Consider the following 19439-nt stretch of genomic DNA (forward strand, 5'->3'; position numbering starts at 1 on the left):
ATTATGGGAAAAATTTTAAAAGTACTTTTAACACTGGCCATCATCATCGGGGTCACCTGGTTTGTATGGGACCGTATAAAGCCAAGCACGAAAACCGAAAGCAATCATCAGGTGCTATTGGAAAGAATCGAAGCCATGGGCAAACTCGAGTTGGTAAAATATAGATATAGCGACGTGGTTGAACATAAAAGCATCAGTGCCTATCTTCCTGATGCGAGTGTACTATTGATCATCAAAGCAGATGCAGTAGGTTGTATTGACCTCACTAAACTCGATTCAACGGACATTCAGGTTACTGGTGATTCTGTTACCATCCATCTTCCAAAACCTGAAATATGTTACGTCAAAATCGACCATAAAGATTCGAAGGTATATGATACCAAAATGGCGTTTTTTAGGGAAGCAGACCTGGTAGATGAAGCCTATAAATATGCAGAAGAGGAAATCCACAAACAGGTTAAGGCATCTGATATCCTTTCACAGACTCAAAAAAATGCCATGTCGGTGTTCCAGCCTTTGATCGAAGCTTTGGAATTCAAAAAAGTAACCCTTACATTCGATTAAAATCGAAATCATGAAGGAAAGTAAAGATGTCTACAAGATCTATGACAAAATAGCCGGTTGGTTCCATCAGAACCGTGGGCAAGACCTCATGGAGAAGGCTTATCTGGATTTTGTCCTGGAAAAAATCCCCCAAGATGGAAAGATACTGGATTTAGGTTGCGGAACTGGAAAGCCCATCTTAGCCTATCTACTATCTTTGGGAAGATCAGTCGTTGCGGTTGATGCCAGTAGGGAGATCCTTAAGATTGCAGCCCAGAATTTCCCCGAACAAGCTTTTATCCTTCAGGATATGAGGAATTTGGATCTACCGGAAAAATTCGACGCCATCATAGCTTGGCATAGCTTTTTTCATCTGCCTGCTGCAGATCAGCAATCGATGTTCCCTATATTCAAACAATACTTGAACCCCGGTGGTATGTTGGTTTTTACCTCCGGCCCGGATGAGGGTGAAGCTTGGAGTAGGTTAAACCAGGAAGATGTATACCATGCCTCCTTATCCCCAACGGATTATGAGCATCTATTAAAAGCAAACGAGTTTATTGTCCTTAAGAAAGCGTTGGAAGACCCAACTGTTGGTAATGCTTCCGTTTGGGTCTGCCAAAGAATCTAAACTGTCTTAAATCCGATCTTTTTCATGTTTGGCAAGAAGTAAGCAATAATACCAATCAAAGGCAGGAATGAACATACATGATAGATATTATCTAATGAGGTATGATCGGCCCACCAACCCAGGAATGCGGCTCCTATCCCACCCATTCCAAAGGCAAAACCATAGAATAAACCCGATACCATGCCGATTTTCTTCGGCAGCAGTTCTTGTGCATAAACCAAAATGGAAGGAAAGGCAGAAGCCATAATAAATCCAATAACCGAAACCAGAATGGCCGTCCAGAAGGGATTGGCGTAAGGTAATAACAATGTGAAAGGTGCACAACCTAGCACAGAAAGCCAAATAATATATTTCCTACCTAAAATATCGCCCAAGGATCCGCCAATCAAAGTTCCTAAAGCAATGGCAATCAAGAAATAGAACAGGTATAACTGCGCTCCAACTTCAGATATCCCGAACTTCTGCATCAGGTAGAATTGCAGGTAACTCGTAATGCTGGCGATATAGATGTATTTGGAAAAAATCAATAGCAATAATATACCAATTGACCAAGCAATGCGTTGGGAAGACAGATCTGGGATTTTGAGCAGTTTCTTGCCATTTCCTTTTTGTGCCAACAAGACTTTCTGGTACCATTTTGCAATATAGGTCAACACCACCTGGGCAAGAACAATTACAGCGACAAACCAAATAATATACCGTTGTCCATTGGGGATGACAAACCAGGCCAATAGCAATGGTCCTAAGGCTGTCCCGGTATTACCACCGATCTGGAAAATAGATTGGGCAAGACTTCTTTTTCCTCCGGAGGACATAAAGGCCACCCTGGAAGATTCAGGATGGAAGATAGATGACCCGATACCCACCATGATCACGGAAAACAAGATGGAACCATAATTATTGGAATAGGCCAGAGAGATCACCCCTACAAAACTGAACATCATCCCAACGATCTGTGAATAAGGTTTTGGATGTTTATCCGTATAAGCGCCTATAACGGGCTGTAGTAAGGAAGAAGCCAATTGGAAGCAGAGGGTAATAACACCAATCTGGGCATAATTCAAATGGAAATTTTCTTTTAGCATCGGATAGGATGCTGGTATGATAGCCTGGATCAGGTCATTCAGTAAATGTGCAATACAGATTGCAAATAATATGGGATAGGTAGTTTTTTGAGGATTATAAACAAAGGAAGCCTTCTGCATGATATATACGAAAATTAACAGCCGGATGTTAAATTCATCCGGCTGTCAAATCTAATAAGTTTACTTCTCTAATTCAAGCGAAGGTTTAATATCTTCATAGAGGGCTTTGTATTCTTCTCCGCTACTTTGCGTATCCGGAAAAACTTTTCCTTCAACCATGACCTGCACGGAACCATCCTCTTGTGGGATTTCAAATACCTTCGAGATATGCACATGTGCTCTTACCGGAATCTCCTTAATGAGTTCGGCAGATGGCATCTGTGGTTGGGAGGATAAGAAATATCCTTCTTTACCATCCGGTCGCTGTTGTTTGTAATGATAGTAATAGGTCGGCTGTTTGGTGAAAAAGATATTGTTTGCAATATCCGCATACCTTGGGTCTTTGGTTACTTCGTCCTTTTGTCCGGAATTACAGCCAATAAAAAAAATGCTGGAGCAAAACAATGCAAGCATTGTCAAAAAAAATCTATTCATGGTTAGTGTGTTTTAAAAATTGACACAAATATCCTTAATTATGATTAGAAATTATCCCTAATCTAAAAGCAAAATACCTGCTTTCATTCAAATAAATACATTATCCATAAAATTGTAAGTTTTCGTCTATACCAAGCAATGGGCTTTATACCTCATAGGAATGTTTTATGAGTTAAATCTTGAGATACTTGGCGACCTCATCTAAATTTGCATCCTTTAAAAGAACATTTTTATGTTGATCGAGCAGGTAAATCGTGGGGGTTGCTTTGATCTGATAGATGCCTTTGTTCACAATATATTGCTCCTCATCTAAGCCGTTGATCCAATTCTCAGGAATTTCCGCTTTATAATCATCCCAAAGGTCACGGTTTCCATCGGGATAAATCGCTAGTACCTTTAATTTTCCAGAGTCAATCAGCGCATTGAATGGCTGATAATCTTTTAATGCCTCAATGGCATCTGCGCAGGAACTACAACCCGGTTCATAGAAAAAGAGAAAGATCCAATCTGCTTTTTCTTCATAGAGACTAGAAAACGTTGCATCATCTTTCAAGAACTTAAAATCAGCTGCCTTAGTTCCCGGTTTATTTTTCTGCACCATCGGAAGTAAGGTTTTGTACTTTATCGTTAGAGCTTCCGTTAATTTATCTGTTTTTAGCAGGTTAAGTATAAAACCTTCATAAAGGATATCGTTCCTTAATGGTGAATTTGGATCACCCAAGTAACGATCCATGGTAGTTGTTAGGTATTGAAAGGTTTTGGGTTCTATTTTCGCTTGGTTGAAAAGATCCTCCAGCCCATCATTAAACTTCTTTTCATCTACGAATTTCATCATATTGATATAATTCACAATTGCTTGCTCACTGTATTCCGGATTCAAGGATAATAAGGTGTCCTGAAAATTATAATTATCCCAATAATGGTCAAATACATAGGTATTTTGATCTTCAGGGCTGGTTAAAACAGTAGGCGCTTGTGGTGGACTATAGACCTTCGCCGTTGTTGTTTCCGTAGGAGTTGATGTTTTTTTATTTTGTTGACAAGATACAATGACCATTAAGCCGAAAAGGATACCTAAATATTTCATGTGTTCATTTTTTTGTAAGGTATGGATTATCACCATATATTTCAAAAGGACAAATATCAAACCATAAAAGCAAAAGAGGCTATATCAAGCATTTGATAAAGCCTCTTTTTATATTCTTAAAGAATTGATAGTTATCAAATTCTCATTTAGTTTTCTTCGATTTTTTCATTTAAAAGAAGATCAGCAATCGTAATAACTGCCCTGCTCAATCTAGGGTCGTTATAGAACATATTCGCAACACCACCTTTATGGTCTTTCTTCAACTGGTTAGGATTAACCTTAAATTCGTTGACCAATACATTGTAAATAGCATCTGCACGTTCTCTACTCAAACGTTCGTTAATCGCTGGAGTACCTGTACCCTCATCCGCATAACCCGTGATACTGTATACAAAATTAGGATTGGTTTCTTTGATCAACTTCGCGAAGAAGCCTAGGTTTACACGAGCTTCATTACTAACCGTACTTTTATTGATTGGGAAAGTAACAAGAATTGGTGCAGCCAACATGTTTCTCTTCACGTTAATATTCGTAATGGTCGTATCCTTAGCTTGAGCCAACAATTTACGTAAGGCATCGTTGTCTGATTCCAGTTGCTTTAAGCGATCTAGGATAGCTTGCAGTTGTGCTTCATCGTAAGATTCCGTTACTTTAATTTGGGTTGGCTTATCCCAATCGCGTTTGTTGAAACGGTAAACAAGACCTAAACTTGCGGATAGGATACCATCATTTCTCCGGTTACCTTCATCCCCATCAAAACGGTCATGAACCATTGCTCCTCTTACATCAAGTGTTAGGTCCAAGGCATTTGCTAAACGAAATGTATTATAAACACCAATGTTTGCACTTACTTCACGCTCATTTGGCGTTTCGGTAGTCACCATCCAACCTAAACCAGCATAAGGGCTAACGTTGTAAAAACGGTTTGGTTTAAAACCATCTAAGATATTCGTTAAATTGAACAATACATCTCCACGAAGATGCCAATATCCAAACTCTTCATTATATAACCAGTATCCATCCCATGGTTTTCCATCATATTGTACACCTGTTGAATGCGGACCAAATTGGGTTAATCCTTTAACCTTTAATCCATCAACACCTACGCGCACCCCAATACCTGGTGAGAACCATTTCCCAATATAGCCATGGAAATATGGTGTTAAACGTTCGCCAAATTTTGCTTGTTTATTGTGGTCACCAAAATACATTTGCGCACCAGCACCAGCACCAAAAAACCAGTTATCAAAAAAGCGGTTGGTAACAACTTTGTATTGATCGTCGCTTACAGTAACTACTGAATCGCGTTTGATGGTTAGGGTTTGCCCGTAACTTGCTGCACTAATGGACAGACCAAGGGCTATAGAAAGTAATGTTTTATTCATTTCTTAACGATAAGAATTGATTTAATAAATTTTTAAATTGATTTGTTGGATAAAAATTAATAGTTAGTGTGATCTTAATTTTATACTCCCCTATTCAAATCTGAAACAAAGATATAATTGAAAATCTTTTTTAGGAAAATAGATGACCGACAATATTGTGTAAAATATTTCTTTATAGTGTAATATATCTCAAATAATCAAAATTGAATTTTTCAAATCAAACGTTTGTTTTAAATATTTATTATCAAAATTAATTTTATAATAAATTTTTAATCGAAAAACGGAAATCCTATTGAGTAATATTTAAAATGGGTTAAATTTTATTTGTAAACAAACATCTACATAGGAAAGCCTGCAATAAATCATGCTTAAAACTTGTTTAAACCCATTATTTAATTTGTCTTTCACTAAATTTTCTTTCCTAGCCTAAAAACCCTGATCGGATTTCATGCTTCTTCCATGTTGCTCTGTTTTTACAATATGAATCGTATTTTGGGTCTTGGTGAAAGTGAGCTGGAAGTGACATGTAAGTGAGGTGTAAGTGCCTTTATGCACTTAAACCTTACTTACAAGGTGCTTACAATATACCTTCATTGTGAACCAAAAAAGGCCGTATCAAACACGAATGTGCTGATACGGCCTTCTGCTACTTTAAAAAAATATTGATTTAGATCACGATATTAATGATCTTCCCTTTTACAAAAATGATCTTCTTAACTGGTTTCCCATCCAAATACTTCTGTACATCTTGGTTTTCCATAAGAATTGCCTCTACCGCCTTTTGATCCAGATCTAATGCCAAAGGTAGATTCATACGCATTTTACCATTGATAGATACAGGATATGCAAATTCGCTTTCCACCAAGTATTCTGGATTAAAGACTGGATATGGTGCATAGGATATGGTTCCTGGTTCATTGCCCAATAAGGACCAAAGCTCTTCCGTAATATGTGGTGCATAAGGTTCCAAACAGATGATCAGATCCTGTAAGATCTTACGCTTATTACATTTAAGATCAGTCAACTCATTGGCACAGATCATAAAAGCAGAAACGGAAGTATTGAAGGAAAATCTTTCAATGTCCTCTTCCACTTTCTTGATGATCTTATGCAATGCTTTGTATTCGGCTTTGCTAGGCTCGTCATCTGACACCAGGAAGTTCCCTTCTGCATCATGGAACAGACGCCATACCTTACGTAAAAATTTATATACCCCTTCAATACCGTTTGTATTCCAAGGTTTTGCCTGCTCTAAAGGACCCAGGAACATTTCGTACAAACGTAGGGTATCTGCACCATATTGACTGATGATATCATCTGGGTTAACCACATTGAACTTAGATTTGGACATCTTCTCCACCTCAGTTCCACAGATATATTTGCCATTTTCCAAAATAAATTCAGCATTGGCAAAGTCCGGACGGAATGATTTGAATTTCTCCAGATCCAACACATCGTTATGAACAATATTTACATCAACGTGCAATGGAATCGTTGGATACTCATTCTTTAAGCCTAAGGATACAAACTTGTTGGTTCCTCTACCTTCCGCATCCAAAATACGGTAAACAAAATTCGACCTTCCTTGGATCATCCCTTGGTTGATCAATTTTTTGAATGGCTCTTCTTCATTATGGTATCCAATGTCCTTCAGGAATTTGTTCCAGAAGCGAGAATACAATAAGTGGCCGGTGGCATGTTCTGAACCACCAATATATAAATCTACGGCTTTCCAATAATCAACCGCTTCAGAAGAAGCAAATTGCGTTTTATTTTTCGGATCCATGTATCGGAACCAATACCAAGACGAACCTGCCCAACCTGGCATGGTGCTCAACTCATACTCGTATTCATCCTGATATTTCCAGTCTTCAGCGCGTCCCAATGGTGGTTCGCCCGATTCGGTCGGCAAATATTTATCAACCTCTGGTAATAATAGAGGCAACTCCTCCTCTTTGATCAGATAAGGCAACCCTTCCTTAAAATATACAGGAACTGGTTCGCCCCAATAGCGTTGTCTACCAAATATGGCATCCCGCATACGGAAGTTTACTTTTGCTTTACCCAATTTCAAAGATTCCAAACGCTCCACCAAAGCAGGCACTGCCTCTTGGTAGGTCATTCCATTGATAAAATCAGAGTTGATGTATTTTCCGTCTTTGTTTGGATCTGCTGCTTCTGAAATATCCTGGGTATCAGAAATTGCGATGATCGGCAATCCAAAATGCTTAGCAAAGACGTAATCTCTTTGATCTCCGGATGGAACGGCCATTACTGCACCAGTTCCATAACTTGCCAATACATAATCAGCAATCCAGATCTGTACATCTTCTCCCGTAATCGGATGTTTTGCATAAGATCCGGTAAATGCACCTGAAACAGTTTTTGTATCTGCCATCCGATCTAATTCGGATTTTTTGGATGTCTTATCGATATATGCCTCTACTTGTGCCTTTTGGTCGGCTGTAGTCAATGCATCCACCAATTCATGTTCTGGCGCCAAGACTACGAAACTTACTCCAAAGATGGTATCTAAACGGGTAGTGAAGACTTCAATCTCGCTGTTCAATTGTGGAACTGGAAATTTCACACTTGCTCCTACCGACTTGCCTATCCAATTGCGTTGCATTTCCACTAAGGGTTCTGGCCAATCGATCGTTTCCAAACCACGCAATAACCGGTCTGCATAGGCGGTGATACGCATCGACCATTGCATCATTTTCTTTTGTTCTACCGGGAATCCTCCGCGTTCGGATACACCATTGATCACCTCGTCATTCGCCAATACAGTGCCTAATGCAGCACACCAGTTCACCGTACTTTCGCGTAGGTAGGCCAAACGGTATTTCAACAATTCTTCTTGTTGTTCTTTATCAGAAAAATCTTTCCACTCCGCTGCGGTGAATTCACGGATATCATCATCTGCTTCGGCCTGTATACCTGCTGAACCTTGGCTTTCAAAATGTTGGATCAGCGCTTGGATGGTCTCCGCCTTATCGCTGGTTTTGTTGTACCAGGCATCGAACAATTTCATGAAAATCCATTGGGTCCAATGGTAATATTCAGGTTCAGAGGTTCTGATCTCCCTACTCCAATCGTAAGAGAAACCGATATTATCCATCTGCTCCCTATAGCGATTGATATTAGCTTCGGTAGTGATTGCAGGGTGTTGGCCAGTTTGAATGGCATATTGTTCTGCCGGAAGGCCAAACGAATCGTATCCCATGGGATGCAATACATTAAAACCCTTCAGCCTTTTATATCTTGAGAAAATGTCAGAAGCGATATATCCGAGTGGGTGGCCGACGTGCAGACCTGCGCCCGATGGATAGGGAAACATGTCTAACACATAATATTTTGGTTTATCGGATGCCGTTTCTGTTTTAAAGGTCTGATGATCAGCCCAAAACTTTTGCCACTTTTGCTCGATGGAAAGATGATTGTACTCCATTATTATTGATAAAAGAAATGTTGTAAGAATTGCGAAAATAGCTATTTTAAGGCAATTTTAGCACAAAACTTTTTTATTCTATACAATAATTTCTGATATTCGTTGTTAGATGTTTAGTGAAAATACTTACTTTCGCACATAATATTAAGGAAATCATATGTCAGTGATCGAACAGGGTTCGCCAAGAAAAAAAACTAAATCGGTATACATTTCTACAGTGATCAGTATTGCACTGGTACTATTAATGACAGGCTTATTGGGATTGATCCTCGTGCATGCCAAAAACCTATCTCGGTATGTGAAGGAAAATATCGTGCTGAATGTCATTGTCAACGACAATGTCAATGAAGGCGATGTGCTTTCTTTGCAGAAGGACCTTGAAAAAGATCCATATGTGCTCCGTTCAGAATATGTGAGTAAAGAATTAGCAGCCAAGAATCTGAAAGAAGATCTTGGTGAAGATTTCGTAGAATACCTGGGCCATAACCCCCTATTACCATCTGTTGATATCTACATGAAAGAACAGTATGCCAATACCGATAGCATCAAAATGTTCATTGATAAGGTTGGCAAGAACAGTAAGGTAAAAGAAGTGGTTTACCAAGAGTCATTGATTGATATGGTCAACCAGAACATCCGTATCATTGGAATTGTTATTTTGGCATTCACGGTAATCCTATTGATCATTGCCGTTGCTTTGATCAACAACACCATCCGTTTAGCGATCTACTCGCAGCGTTTCTTGATCAAGAGTATGCAATTGATCGGTGCGACCAAGAATTTCATCAGACGCCCATATATCATGTATGGCATTGCTCATGGCCTAATTGGTTCCTTGATCGCTATTCTATTATTGGTATTGACCCTTCAATTTGCTCAAAAACAGGTTCCTGAATTGGTGTTCCTTCGTGATTGGGTGGAGTTTGCGATTATTTTTGCGATCGTTATCGGATTGGGGATCCTGATTTCAGGTTTGAGTACCTATTTTGCTGTTACCAAATATTTACGCGCTAAATCCGCGAGTTTATACCGTTAATCAATTATTATTAAAATGAGTCAGACTGTAAAAAACACGAAAACGCAGGCTAAAACGGCTAACCAAGGCCAATTTATCTTTCATAAAATAAATTATCAATTATTTATATTAAGCATCATTGTGGTTGCTGTAGGTTTTTTATTGATGATGGGTACTGAAGATATCTATAGTTTCACCAAGATCACGCTTGCTCCTTTAGTGGTAGTAGCTGGTTTTGCATTAGGATTCGTAGCCATTTTATATAAACCAAAGACAAAAGAAAAATAATAGATGAGTATTTTTGAGGCCATAATCCTAGCAATTGTTGAAGGATTAACCGAATATTTACCCATATCTTCTACTGCCCATATGGGATTCACAGCTGCCCTGATGGGTATGCAAGAAAGTGAATATCTGAAAATGTTTCAAGTGTCGATCCAGTTCGGTGCCATCCTTTCCATCGTCGTGCTCTATTGGAGAAAGTTCTTCGATTTTAAAAACCTGAATTTCTATTTCAAACTGGCCATCGCTGTTATTCCAGCTTTGGTTTTAGGTAAATTATTAGACGATAAGATTGAGGCAGTTCTAGGGAACCAGATTGCTATTTCGGCAGTTCTTGTCTTAGGTGGAGTTGTTCTTTTGTTCGTTGATAAATGGTTCAAGAATCCAAAGATCACAGACGAAAAGCAGATTCCAATTAAAAAAGCATTTATTATTGGTTTTTGGCAGTGTTTAGCCATGATGCCAGGGACATCGCGTTCTGCGGCATCCATCATTGGGGGTTTAACCCAAGGATTGGACCGTAAAGCTGCAGCTGAATTTTCCTTTTTCTTGGCGGTTCCTACCATGTTGGCCGTTACGGTCTATTCTATTTTCGTAAAGACTTGGGGCGAAGGAACAGCGCATGCACAGAAAGGATATGAAATGATCATGGCGAGCAATGAAACCATTATGGTGTTCATCATAGGAAATATCGTTGCCTTTATTGTGGCCATGATCGCTGTAAAATCATTTATCACTGTATTGACAAAATACGGCTTCAAGTTTTGGGGCTGGTATAGAATTGTAATCGGTATTGCTTTATTGGTTTTCTTTTATAACCAATAATCGTACGCTATAATAGGTAATGAACGGTCAAGGTGTGGTAAAACCCTTGACCGTTTTTATTTATAGCAAGGGCAATGCTAAATATTATTACTATTTTTGCAGAAAATTGGAATGAACAACATACAAGAAGATAAATCCATTGCCGACCTCAATTTTGCTGAAGGTGCCGTTTTGTTGATTGACAAACCGTTGACCTGGACGAGTTTTGATGTGGTGGGAAAATTAAGAAATACCCTAAAACCTTTAAAATTAAAGGTGGGACATGCGGGCACCTTGGATCCATTGGCAACGGGATTATTGATTGTATGTACAGGTAAAATGACCAAACAGATCGACGGCTTTCAGGCTGAAGACAAGGAATATACCGGGACCATTACTTTAGGTGCTACTACCCCTACGTATGACCTGGAAAGTGAAATTGACCAAACCTTCGAAACCCAACATATCACAGAAGAAATGATCCAGCAAACGGCTGCGGATTTCCTCGGCGAACAGGATCAATTCCCTCCTGCCCATTCAGCGATTAAAATTGGCGGTGAAAGGGTTTATGAAAAAGCAAGGCGTGGTGAAGAAGTGGAGCTGAAAGCGAGAAGGATAAACATTACTGCCTTTGACATTGAAAAAATTGAAATGCCATTGGTTTATTTCCGGATTCGATGTACTAAGGGAACCTATATCCGTTCTATTGCCAATGATTTCGGGAAAAGGCTACAATCTGGAAGTCACCTATCTTCATTGAGAAGAACAAAAAGTGGTGATTTTGATGTGCAGGATGCCTGGGATCTTACCACTTTAATTAATCAGATAAAAGAAACCAAAGAGCAATCTTTGTTAAAATAACCTTCAACAATAAGGAATGAAAATATACAGAAATCTTGATGAGTTTCAACCATTAGACTTTGCCATTGTCACCATCGGAACGTTTGACGGTGTACATGTTGGTCATCAGAAAATACTGAACAAATTGGTTGAGCTTGCCAAAGATAATACTGGTGAAACCGTGTTACTAACCTTCTACCCACATCCAAGATTGATCATCAATCCAGACGATGATTCACTGCGATTGATCAATGATATCGAGGAAAAAGTAGAAAGATTGGCTTTAGCCGGAATCGATCATTTAATCATAACTCCTTTTACCCGCGATTTTTCTAACCAAACAGCAGAGGAATACATCTCGAATGTATTGGTCAATAAAATTGGCTGTAAGAAGATTGTCATCGGATATGACCATCATTTTGGCAAGAATCGGGAAGGTACGATCAAGGATTTGATCCATAATTCGCAGATATTTGATTATACCGTGGAAGAAATTCCGGAGCAGGATATTGAGGATGTGGCTGTATCGTCTACCCGCGTTCGGGAATCACTTATCAAAGGGGATATCATTACGGCAAATAAATACTTGGGCTATCCATTTGAATTGACTGGAACGGTTATCCGAGGCGATCAAATTGGCCGGGAGATCGGTTTTCCAACGGCTAATCTTCATATTCATGAAGCCCATAAACTGATTCCAGCCTATGGAATTTATGCGGTGGAAGTGGAGATCTATCCTAGATCAAGTGAAATTAAAACTGGACACTATTATCAACCTGAGCCAGAGCGTGTAGCACAGGGAATGTGTTATATAGGCACCAGGCCAACTGTTGATGGTATGAACAGAAAGATTGAAGTGAATCTTTTGGATTTCAATGATGATCTATATACCAAGACCGTGAGGGTTAAATTCCTACAGTTTATCCGCCACGACCAATGGTTTGAAAGTTTAGAATTGATGCAGGAACAAATCAAAAAAGACGAAAAGGATATTCGAGCTTTCTTTGAAAATTGATAAAAACAAAAGGCCTAATTTTTTTTAGGCCTTTTGTTTTATATTGATCTTTTTATTTTAATTTTCGGAATTTAAGTTCATAACTACTATTCCTTTTATCTTCATCTTTAAGTTTTTGGACTTGTGCATTGGTTAACCATTTGATCTCTACGTTGACCACAAGCCTATTTTTTCCGATATCGACTTTTATTTCTCCATTATCATCATGGGGCATCGTGGATGACCAGGTTTCCGTAATCTCCCACTGATATAAAGTAGGGTCATCTAAATCCAGGTCATTTTTCTTACAAGCGCCCAATATAAACAGTACGAAGAGGATTGGAATTAAGCCATTCCCAATGTTATGTTTCCATGATTTCAGATAATTTCTCATTGGGATTTGGTTTGTAATAATTACTAAATAATTGACTAAACCAAATATAAAAAATTAAATCAATTCAAACAAATCACTGATTCCCAATAGTTTTCGTGATGTGAAGCCTTCCGCATATTTAACCTGGATAGAGCGGCCCAATTCCTGCGCACGAGCTCTCGTGGAATTCATGAAATCAGGGTTTGAAATATAGGTTTCTGGTTCATCATCCGAATCCGAAACATTGAATTGTGTTCCATAAGCCAATATAGATTTCTCTTTCACATCCCAATATTCCGTGATATCGATCAATATATCTGGTTGTATGTATTTATCCTGGATCAATTGCAATTGCAGTCTAGGTCTAAATGCTTCTTGTTCCTTTCCATCCAATTGAGTCTCTACCCTTCTCAGCCCCGCCAAAAACAGCGCATCATTGACCAATTTACTTGCTCTACCATGGTCAGGATGACGATCATCCAAAGCATTGGTGATCACAATTTCGGGTTGATATTTACGGATCGCTTTAATAATGGTCAATTGGCATTCTTCATTATTCTGGAAGAATCCATCCCTCAATTTAAGGTTTTCACGGACTGCGACTCCTAAAATCCTGGCTGCCTCTGCGGCTTCGGCTTCTCGTGTTTCAGCAGTACCTCTGGTCCCCAATTCTCCTTGTGTGAGATCAATGATTCCAACCTTCCTGCCTTCTGCTACATACTTAGCAATAACTCCACCTGCACCTAACTCCGCATCATCAGGATGAACGGTCATAACCAATAAATCTAACTTCATATTTTCTTATTTTTTTGGATGAATTCCAAATTTAACCAAAATATATGGTTAAACTTTTAACGAGAGCAGCTCTTCGATGCGATTGTGGACTTTCTTTGACATTGGGCTCGTCAAACTATAGAAATAATCGACAACCTCCCCTTTCCTGTTCACCAGGTATTTATGGAAATTCCAAAGTGGAACAGAATCCACCTTTCCGTTGATGTTACTATTGGATAGATATTGATATAAAGGGTCGGTAAATTCCCCTCTTACATGGATTCTTTTGAATACGGGAAAAGATACTTGTTTTGCGATCCTGCAATAGGTTTCCAGCGTTCTACCGGTCAGGGGCTCCTGCTTTCTAAAATCATTGGATGGAAAGGCCAGCACTTCAAAACCCAACTGTTTATATTTGCGATAAAGGCTTTCTAAGGTTTCGAATTGTTTATTGAAGAAACATTTACTGGCTGTATTGACAATAAGCACTACTTTACCTTCAAAATCTCGTAAAGACCGCTTATTACCGCTAAACTCCAGTGCTGAAAAATCATAGATCGTCTTGTTCATAATCGCTGGTTTTATTGGTTTATATGTTGTTGGAACCGATATCCCTTTATTGGGTCGTCATCGGACGCGAACGTTCGTATTCACGCAAAATGTTCTCTATTTCATAATCCTCTGTAGGATCATAGGTGCTTTTTAAGTTGTGACCGAAGATTTTAGCCACCCCTTGGTATAAAAACGCAGAAATATTACCCTTCATATCCTTCACAAGTTCATAACTCGTACTTCCTGTTTGTCTTTCAATCAGTTTAATGAGGATCTTTCCTTGGGAAACACTCAGGTTTTTCACTTCAGAAGTGATCTTCTTCTTGATTTCCTTTTCACATTCCTTGATCAATCTTTTTTCCTCACGATTGGAATTCGCCATTGCCAGATCACGATCCAATTGCTCATATCTCCTCTGCGCATAAATGGCATAAGGTAATACCCGAATAACATTACGTTTTAGACGTAAATATTTTTGTCTTTCTTCTTCCGTTTTAAATCTCCTGACCGCTACGATAACAATTTCTTCAATGGGAAACCATGGAACGACTTCTCCATTCTCCAATTTATCGGTGGCATACTTTTCCACTACGGGCGGTTTACCTCCTCCATACTGGGGCATAATCAAGGTTTGTGCTTGACCCCAGAAAGGGAAAAACAACCCGATTAAACATATCCCTAACCACTTTTTCATCCTTTTCGCTATTCTAAATAATTATGCCTGAAACCTAAATTATCATTTTTTTTGCGTATATTTATACGTTAAACGCTATACAAAAATACATAGTTTTTTGACCACTAAATATAATAAAAATTTTAAATATTATTTTATTACTCAGGAAGTTTTATGGAAGAATACGTGATTGATATTGAGGCAGAAAATAAGGAAATCCGTAAAAGATACCGCGCATTATTACGAGCTTGTAAACCGACCTTGCAGAAAGGCGACAAGCAACAGATCCGAAATGCTTTCGATCTTGCATTGGAAAGCCATAAGGACATGCGCCGAAAATCTGGAGAGCCCTATATCTATCATCCCATAGCGGTAGCACAAATTGCTGCCGAAGAAATAGGTTTAGGAACAACTTCCATTGTCTGTGCCCTCCTACATGATGTGGTGGAAGACACCAGTGTCACTTTACAGGATATTGAAGAACAGTTTGGTAAAAAGGTGGTTCGTATTATCGATGGACTGACCAAGATCTCTGGGATCTTTGATCCAAATAGCTCCATGCAGGCGGAGAATTTCCGTAAGATGTTGTTGACTCTTGCGGATGATGTCCGTGTGATCTTGATCAAACTGGCCGATAGACTTCACAACATGCGGACCATGGAGTTCATGGCACGCCATAAACAGTTGAAGATCGCATCAGAAACCAGTTACCTGTATGCCCCTCTGGCCCATCGCTTAGGTTTATACGCGATAAAATCCGAATTGGAAGATCTTTCCATGAAGTATACCGATCCGGATACTTATAAATTCATCGCCAAGAAACTGAACGAGAAAAAGGCCGAAAGGGAGAAGTTTATTGCCGACTTTATTGGTCCTATTAAAGAGATTCTAGGAGAAGAGGGAATTACGGCTTCGGTTTTCGGAAGACCTAAATCCATCCATTCCATCTGGAACAAAATGCGTAAAAAATCCATCCCTTTTGAAGAGGTTTATGATCTTTTTGCGATCCGGATCATCATAGATACGGTGGATGAGAAGGAAAAAACAGAATGTTGGAAGGTATATTCCATCGTAACTGACCTTTATCGCCCAAATCCAGATCGTTTGAGAGATTGGGTTTCCTCTCCAAAAGCCAATGGCTATGAATCATTACATACAACCGTAATGGGCCCAAGAGGTCAATGGGTGGAAGTACAGATCCGTACAAAACGCATGAACGAAATTGCGGAAAAAGGTTTTGCAGCACATTGGAAGTACAAAGAGTCTAATTCGGATAATGGATTAGATCTATGGATACAGAAGATCAGGGATATTTTGAGTAATCCTGAGCAGAATGCCATGGACTTTGTGGATGACTTCAAGATGAACCTGTTCTCGGACGAGATTTTCATCTTCACGCCAAAAGGTACGTTGATCCAATTACCAAACGGTGCCACTGCACTTGATTTTGCTTTTGAGATCCATACGGATATTGGGGCCACTTGTATCGGCGCGAAGGTCAATCATAAATTGGTGCCTTTAAGCCATGAGCTCCAGAATGGTGATCAGGTGGAGATCATCACCTCCAGCAAACAGACTCCAAAAGAGGATTGGTTGAATTTCGTGGTGACGGCGAAAGCTAAGTCCAAGATCAAATCATCCTTAAAAGAAGAAAAAAGAAGGGTTGCTGAAGATGGTAAGGAGATTTTAGAGCGTAAGTTAAAGACCTTGAAAATCACTTACAATACGGACAACATCAATAAGATTGCGAATTATTTTAAATTCCCAAGCTCGCAGGAATTATTCTACAATGTGGCCAAGGGAAGTATTGATATCAAAAATCTTCGGGAATTTGTTGCCGCTGAACGTTCGGAGGATGCTAACCAGAATCAGTTCCAAACGCATATCAATGGGTTGGTAGAGAAGATCAATAAGAAAGATGATACCATCTTGATTGGAGATGATTTCCAAAAAGTGGATTATACCTTGGCGCCTTGTTGTAACCCAATTCCTGGGGATGATATTTTTGGATTCTTAACAGTGAATGATGGTATAAAAATCCACCGTACAAGCTGTCCGAATGCATCCAAATTAATGGCTAACTATGGATATCGCATCCTAAAAGCCAGATGGGCATCCATGCAAAACAGACCTTCCTTCTTGACCGGTTTAAAAATTGTGGGTATTGATGATGTAGGTTTAGTGAATAAGATAACAACGGTCATTTCACATGATTTTAATGTGAATATCCGTTCCTTATCCATTTCCAGTAACGAAGGGATTTTTGAGGGAGATATCATGGTTTTTGTGAATGATACGCAACAATTGGACAACCTCATCAAAAATTTAAAACAGATATCGGGCATCACAGGAGTTACCCGTTACGAATCAGAGAATTAAAGACTTACAAGCGTCTGACAGAATTAAATAGTGAATACCATACAAAAGTGGTAAATTTGAACCTTTAACGTTAAGGAATCATATGAGACAGGGCGAAAATTACGAAACTGTTAAAAAGATTTTTGAGGCATACCTTGAAAACAAGAACTTAAGAAAAACACCAGAGCGCTACGCTATCCTGGAAGAGATCTACTCACGTTCAGACCATTTTGATGTGGAATCCTTATATATCCACATGAAGAATAAGAAATACCGCGTGAGCCGCGCCACAGTTTACAATACCTTGGAGCTGTTAGTATCCTGCGATTTGGTTACCAAACACCAGTTTGGCCGTAACATGGCCCAATTTGAAAAATCCTATGGCTACAAGCAGCATGACCACGTTATCTGCATTGAATGCAATAAGGTGGTGGAATTTTGTGACCCTAGGATCCATCAGATCCAATCCATGATCGGTGACCTGTTGAATTTTGATATTAAACACCACTCTCTCAACCTTTATGGCATCTGTGCGGATTGTCGCAAGAGTAAAGGAACGAATGAAACGACCTTAAAGGAGGAAGTAATTTCAAATTAATTTAACATAGAAAGATATAATATATACCTTTGTTCGGCAAAAGGCTAGTAAACTCACTTCCTTCTGCCGAACATTTATTTTTTTCGTGTATCAAACAAATATTTAAACAATAAATTCAATAATAACTATGCAAGTTGATGTGCTTTTGGGTTTGCAGTGGGGTGATGAAGGAAAAGGAAAGATCGTAGATGTTTTTTGTCCTAAATACGATTTAATTGCTCGCTTCCAAGGTGGGCCAAATGCAGGACATACCTTAGAATTCGACAACAAAAAATTCGTACTGAACACCATTCCATCCGGAATCTTCAATGAAGGCACACTTAACCTTATAGGTAATGGTGTGGTTATCGACCCAATAATCCTTAAAAGAGAGTTAGACAACTTAAAGGCCGCTGGATTCGATCCTGTTGGAAAAGGAAATTTAGTGTTGGCCCGTAAGGCACACTTGATCCTTCCGACCCATCAATTATTGGATGCTGCTTCTGAATCCAATATGGGAGCAGGTAAAATTGGATCTACCTTAAAAGGTATTGGTCCAACCTATATGGATAAAACAGGAAGAAACGGATTGCGCGTAGGTGATACTACCCTATCTGACTTCCAAGAACGTTATGAAAAACTAAAACAAAAACACCTATCCATGCTTTCTCATTACGGTGAAATCCCTGATTTCTCTGAAAAAGAAAAAGCATTCTTAGATGCTATTGAATTTATAAAGTCTATTCCGCACGTTGACTCAGAACATTTGGTAAACCAATATCTGAAAGATGGTAAACGCGTATTGGCAGAAGGCGCACAAGGAACATTATTGGATGTGGATTTCGGATCTTATCCTTTCGTAACTTCTTCGAATACCACTACCGCTGGTGCATGTACCGGATTAGGTATTGCTCCCAACAAAATTGGTGAAGTGTATGGTATCTTTAAAGCCTATGCAACACGTGTAGGTGGTGGTCCATTTCCAACGGAATTGGATGATGAAACCGGTGAACAATTACGTCAGTTAGGACATGAGTTCGGTGCAACAACAGGCCGTGCTCGTCGTACAGGTTGGATCGATATTCCTGCGTTAAAATATGCGATCATGATCAATGGAGTAACCCAATTAATCATGATGAAAGCGGATGTATTGGATTCTTTTGATACTATTTACGCTTGTACGCATTATAATTACCTAGGAGAAAAGATTGATTATATGCCATACGAGATCATCACCAACAAGCCAGAGCCAATCTATACGGCTATCGAGGGTTGGAAACAAGATCTTACAGGTATCCAAAGCAAAGGAGAAATCCCAACGGCATTGGAAAATTACATTGCTTTTCTTGAAAAGGAACTGAATGTGCCGATCAAATATCTTTCAGTAGGTCCTGACCGTAAGCAAACGATCGAATTATAAG

The 19439-nt window shown here is 39.2% G+C and carries 19 protein-coding genes; 10 read left to right on the forward strand and 9 right to left on the reverse strand.

Annotation, left to right across the window (positions count from 1 at the left end):
* Positions 1-3 precede the first annotated feature (3 nt).
* Positions 4-564 (forward strand): DUF4230 domain-containing protein, encoded by a 561-nt coding sequence (locus VJ786_RS07150; RefSeq protein WP_134776466.1) that lies wholly within the window; start codon positions 4-6, stop codon positions 562-564.
* Positions 565-574: 10 nt separating this feature from the next.
* The gene (locus VJ786_RS07155; RefSeq protein ID WP_134776467.1) at positions 575-1174 is read left to right on the forward strand and encodes a class I SAM-dependent DNA methyltransferase; all 600 of its coding nucleotides are present in this window, start codon (positions 575-577) and stop codon (positions 1172-1174) included.
* On the opposite strand, the gene VJ786_RS07160 is transcribed toward VJ786_RS07155, so the two are convergent.
* The 5 genes from VJ786_RS07160 to leuS all read right to left on the reverse strand — a co-directional run bounded on the left by VJ786_RS07160 (position 1171) and on the right by leuS (position 8776).
* Positions 1171-2379 (reverse strand): MFS transporter, encoded by a 1209-nt coding sequence (locus VJ786_RS07160; protein ID WP_134776468.1) that lies wholly within the window; start codon positions 2377-2379, stop codon positions 1171-1173. The two genes, VJ786_RS07155 and VJ786_RS07160, sit on opposite strands and share 4 nt — an antisense overlap.
* Positions 2380-2439: 60 nt before the next feature.
* Positions 2440-2853, reverse strand: coding sequence for a hypothetical protein (locus tag VJ786_RS07165; protein ID WP_134776469.1), 414 nt, complete (start codon positions 2851-2853; stop codon positions 2440-2442).
* Between the two features lie 172 nt (positions 2854-3025).
* Positions 3026-3940: a DUF5106 domain-containing protein gene (locus VJ786_RS07170; RefSeq protein ID WP_167554223.1), complete on the reverse strand. Its 915-nt coding sequence runs from the start codon at positions 3938-3940 to the stop codon at positions 3026-3028.
* Positions 3941-4086: 146 nt separating this feature from the next.
* Entirely contained in the window at positions 4087-5325 is a 1239-nt protein-coding gene (locus VJ786_RS07175; protein ID WP_134776471.1) for an OmpA family protein, read from the reverse strand.
* Between the two features lie 667 nt (positions 5326-5992).
* Positions 5993-8776 carry a leucine--tRNA ligase gene (gene leuS / locus VJ786_RS07180; RefSeq protein WP_336557489.1) on the reverse strand — a complete coding sequence of 928 codons (2784 nt, stop codon included), beginning with the start codon at positions 8774-8776 and terminating at the stop codon, positions 5993-5995.
* A 157-nt stretch (positions 8777-8933) separates the two neighbouring features.
* On the opposite strand from leuS, the gene VJ786_RS07185 reads away from it, so the two are divergent.
* The 5 genes from VJ786_RS07185 to VJ786_RS07205 all read left to right on the forward strand — a co-directional run bounded on the left by VJ786_RS07185 (position 8934) and on the right by VJ786_RS07205 (position 12732).
* Positions 8934-9812 carry a cell division protein FtsX gene (locus VJ786_RS07185; protein ID WP_099366291.1) on the forward strand — a complete coding sequence of 293 codons (879 nt, stop codon included), beginning with the start codon at positions 8934-8936 and terminating at the stop codon, positions 9810-9812.
* A gap of 15 nt (positions 9813-9827) precedes the next feature.
* The gene (locus VJ786_RS07190) at positions 9828-10079 is read left to right on the forward strand and encodes a DUF3098 domain-containing protein (RefSeq protein ID WP_134776473.1); all 252 of its coding nucleotides are present in this window, start codon (positions 9828-9830) and stop codon (positions 10077-10079) included.
* 3 nt (positions 10080-10082) lie between these two features.
* Positions 10083-10898: an undecaprenyl-diphosphate phosphatase gene (locus tag VJ786_RS07195; protein WP_099366293.1), complete on the forward strand. Its 816-nt coding sequence runs from the start codon at positions 10083-10085 to the stop codon at positions 10896-10898.
* Between the two features lie 111 nt (positions 10899-11009).
* Entirely contained in the window at positions 11010-11738 is a 729-nt protein-coding gene (truB, locus tag VJ786_RS07200; RefSeq protein ID WP_134776474.1) for a tRNA pseudouridine(55) synthase TruB, read from the forward strand.
* A gap of 16 nt (positions 11739-11754) precedes the next feature.
* Positions 11755-12732 (forward strand): bifunctional riboflavin kinase/FAD synthetase, encoded by a 978-nt coding sequence (locus VJ786_RS07205; protein ID WP_134776475.1) that lies wholly within the window; start codon positions 11755-11757, stop codon positions 12730-12732.
* A gap of 52 nt (positions 12733-12784) precedes the next feature.
* On the opposite strand, the gene VJ786_RS07210 is transcribed toward VJ786_RS07205, so the two are convergent.
* The 4 genes from VJ786_RS07210 to VJ786_RS07225 are packed head-to-tail and all read right to left on the reverse strand — an operon-like array spanning position 12785 to position 15104.
* Complete coding sequence (locus VJ786_RS07210; protein ID WP_134776476.1) at positions 12785-13105, reverse strand: hypothetical protein; 321 nt, start codon at positions 13103-13105, stop codon at positions 12785-12787.
* 54 nt (positions 13106-13159) lie between these two features.
* Positions 13160-13879, reverse strand: coding sequence for a bacillithiol biosynthesis deacetylase BshB1 (bshB1, locus tag VJ786_RS07215; protein WP_134776477.1), 720 nt, complete (start codon positions 13877-13879; stop codon positions 13160-13162).
* Positions 13880-13927: 48 nt separating this feature from the next.
* A complete protein-coding gene (locus VJ786_RS07220; protein WP_099366298.1) occupies positions 13928-14428 on the reverse strand; it encodes a glutathione peroxidase in 501 nt (166 codons plus the stop codon).
* 46 nt (positions 14429-14474) lie between these two features.
* Positions 14475-15104: a DUF4294 domain-containing protein gene (locus VJ786_RS07225; RefSeq protein WP_134776478.1), complete on the reverse strand. Its 630-nt coding sequence runs from the start codon at positions 15102-15104 to the stop codon at positions 14475-14477.
* A gap of 153 nt (positions 15105-15257) precedes the next feature.
* On the opposite strand from VJ786_RS07225, the gene VJ786_RS07230 reads away from it, so the two are divergent.
* The 3 genes from VJ786_RS07230 to VJ786_RS07240 all read left to right on the forward strand — a co-directional run bounded on the left by VJ786_RS07230 (position 15258) and on the right by VJ786_RS07240 (position 19438).
* Positions 15258-17462 (forward strand): RelA/SpoT family protein, encoded by a 2205-nt coding sequence (locus VJ786_RS07230; RefSeq protein ID WP_099366300.1) that lies wholly within the window; start codon positions 15258-15260, stop codon positions 17460-17462.
* A gap of 82 nt (positions 17463-17544) precedes the next feature.
* Positions 17545-18039, forward strand: coding sequence for a Fur family transcriptional regulator (locus VJ786_RS07235; RefSeq protein ID WP_134776479.1), 495 nt, complete (start codon positions 17545-17547; stop codon positions 18037-18039).
* 127 nt (positions 18040-18166) lie between these two features.
* A complete protein-coding gene (locus tag VJ786_RS07240; protein WP_134776480.1) occupies positions 18167-19438 on the forward strand; it encodes an adenylosuccinate synthase in 1272 nt (423 codons plus the stop codon).
* Position 19439: the final 1 nt, after the last annotated feature.

This window comes from Sphingobacterium tenebrionis, from assembly GCF_037126265.1.
Classification (GTDB): Bacteria; Bacteroidota; Bacteroidia; order Sphingobacteriales; family Sphingobacteriaceae; genus Sphingobacterium; species Sphingobacterium tenebrionis.

Bases quoted from the DNA above. Each gene is read 5' to 3' on its own strand.
- VJ786_RS07150 (WP_134776466.1), top strand. From the start codon at position 4: ATGGGAAAAATTTTAAAAGTACTTTTAACACTGGCCATCATCATCGGG.
- VJ786_RS07155 (WP_134776467.1), top strand. From the start codon at position 575: ATGAAGGAAAGTAAAGATGTCTACAAGATCTATGACAAAATAGCCGGT.
- VJ786_RS07160 (WP_134776468.1), bottom strand. From the start codon at position 2,379: ATGCAGAAGGCTTCCTTTGTTTATAATCCTCAAAAAACTACCTATCCC.
- VJ786_RS07165 (WP_134776469.1), bottom strand. From the start codon at position 2,853: ATGAATAGATTTTTTTTGACAATGCTTGCATTGTTTTGCTCCAGCATT.
- VJ786_RS07170 (WP_167554223.1), bottom strand. From the start codon at position 3,940: ATGAAATATTTAGGTATCCTTTTCGGCTTAATGGTCATTGTATCTTGT.
- VJ786_RS07175 (WP_134776471.1), bottom strand. From the start codon at position 5,325: ATGAATAAAACATTACTTTCTATAGCCCTTGGTCTGTCCATTAGTGCA.
- leuS (WP_336557489.1), bottom strand. From the start codon at position 8,776: ATGGAGTACAATCATCTTTCCATCGAGCAAAAGTGGCAAAAGTTTTGG.
- VJ786_RS07185 (WP_099366291.1), top strand. From the start codon at position 8,934: ATGTCAGTGATCGAACAGGGTTCGCCAAGAAAAAAAACTAAATCGGTA.
- VJ786_RS07190 (WP_134776473.1), top strand. From the start codon at position 9,828: ATGAGTCAGACTGTAAAAAACACGAAAACGCAGGCTAAAACGGCTAAC.
- VJ786_RS07195 (WP_099366293.1), top strand. From the start codon at position 10,083: ATGAGTATTTTTGAGGCCATAATCCTAGCAATTGTTGAAGGATTAACC.
- truB (WP_134776474.1), top strand. From the start codon at position 11,010: ATGAACAACATACAAGAAGATAAATCCATTGCCGACCTCAATTTTGCT.
- VJ786_RS07205 (WP_134776475.1), top strand. From the start codon at position 11,755: ATGAAAATATACAGAAATCTTGATGAGTTTCAACCATTAGACTTTGCC.
- VJ786_RS07210 (WP_134776476.1), bottom strand. From the start codon at position 13,105: ATGAGAAATTATCTGAAATCATGGAAACATAACATTGGGAATGGCTTA.
- bshB1 (WP_134776477.1), bottom strand. From the start codon at position 13,879: ATGAAGTTAGATTTATTGGTTATGACCGTTCATCCTGATGATGCGGAG.
- VJ786_RS07220 (WP_099366298.1), bottom strand. From the start codon at position 14,428: ATGAACAAGACGATCTATGATTTTTCAGCACTGGAGTTTAGCGGTAAT.
- VJ786_RS07225 (WP_134776478.1), bottom strand. From the start codon at position 15,104: ATGAAAAAGTGGTTAGGGATATGTTTAATCGGGTTGTTTTTCCCTTTC.
- VJ786_RS07230 (WP_099366300.1), top strand. From the start codon at position 15,258: ATGGAAGAATACGTGATTGATATTGAGGCAGAAAATAAGGAAATCCGT.
- VJ786_RS07235 (WP_134776479.1), top strand. From the start codon at position 17,545: ATGAGACAGGGCGAAAATTACGAAACTGTTAAAAAGATTTTTGAGGCA.
- VJ786_RS07240 (WP_134776480.1), top strand. From the start codon at position 18,167: ATGCAAGTTGATGTGCTTTTGGGTTTGCAGTGGGGTGATGAAGGAAAA.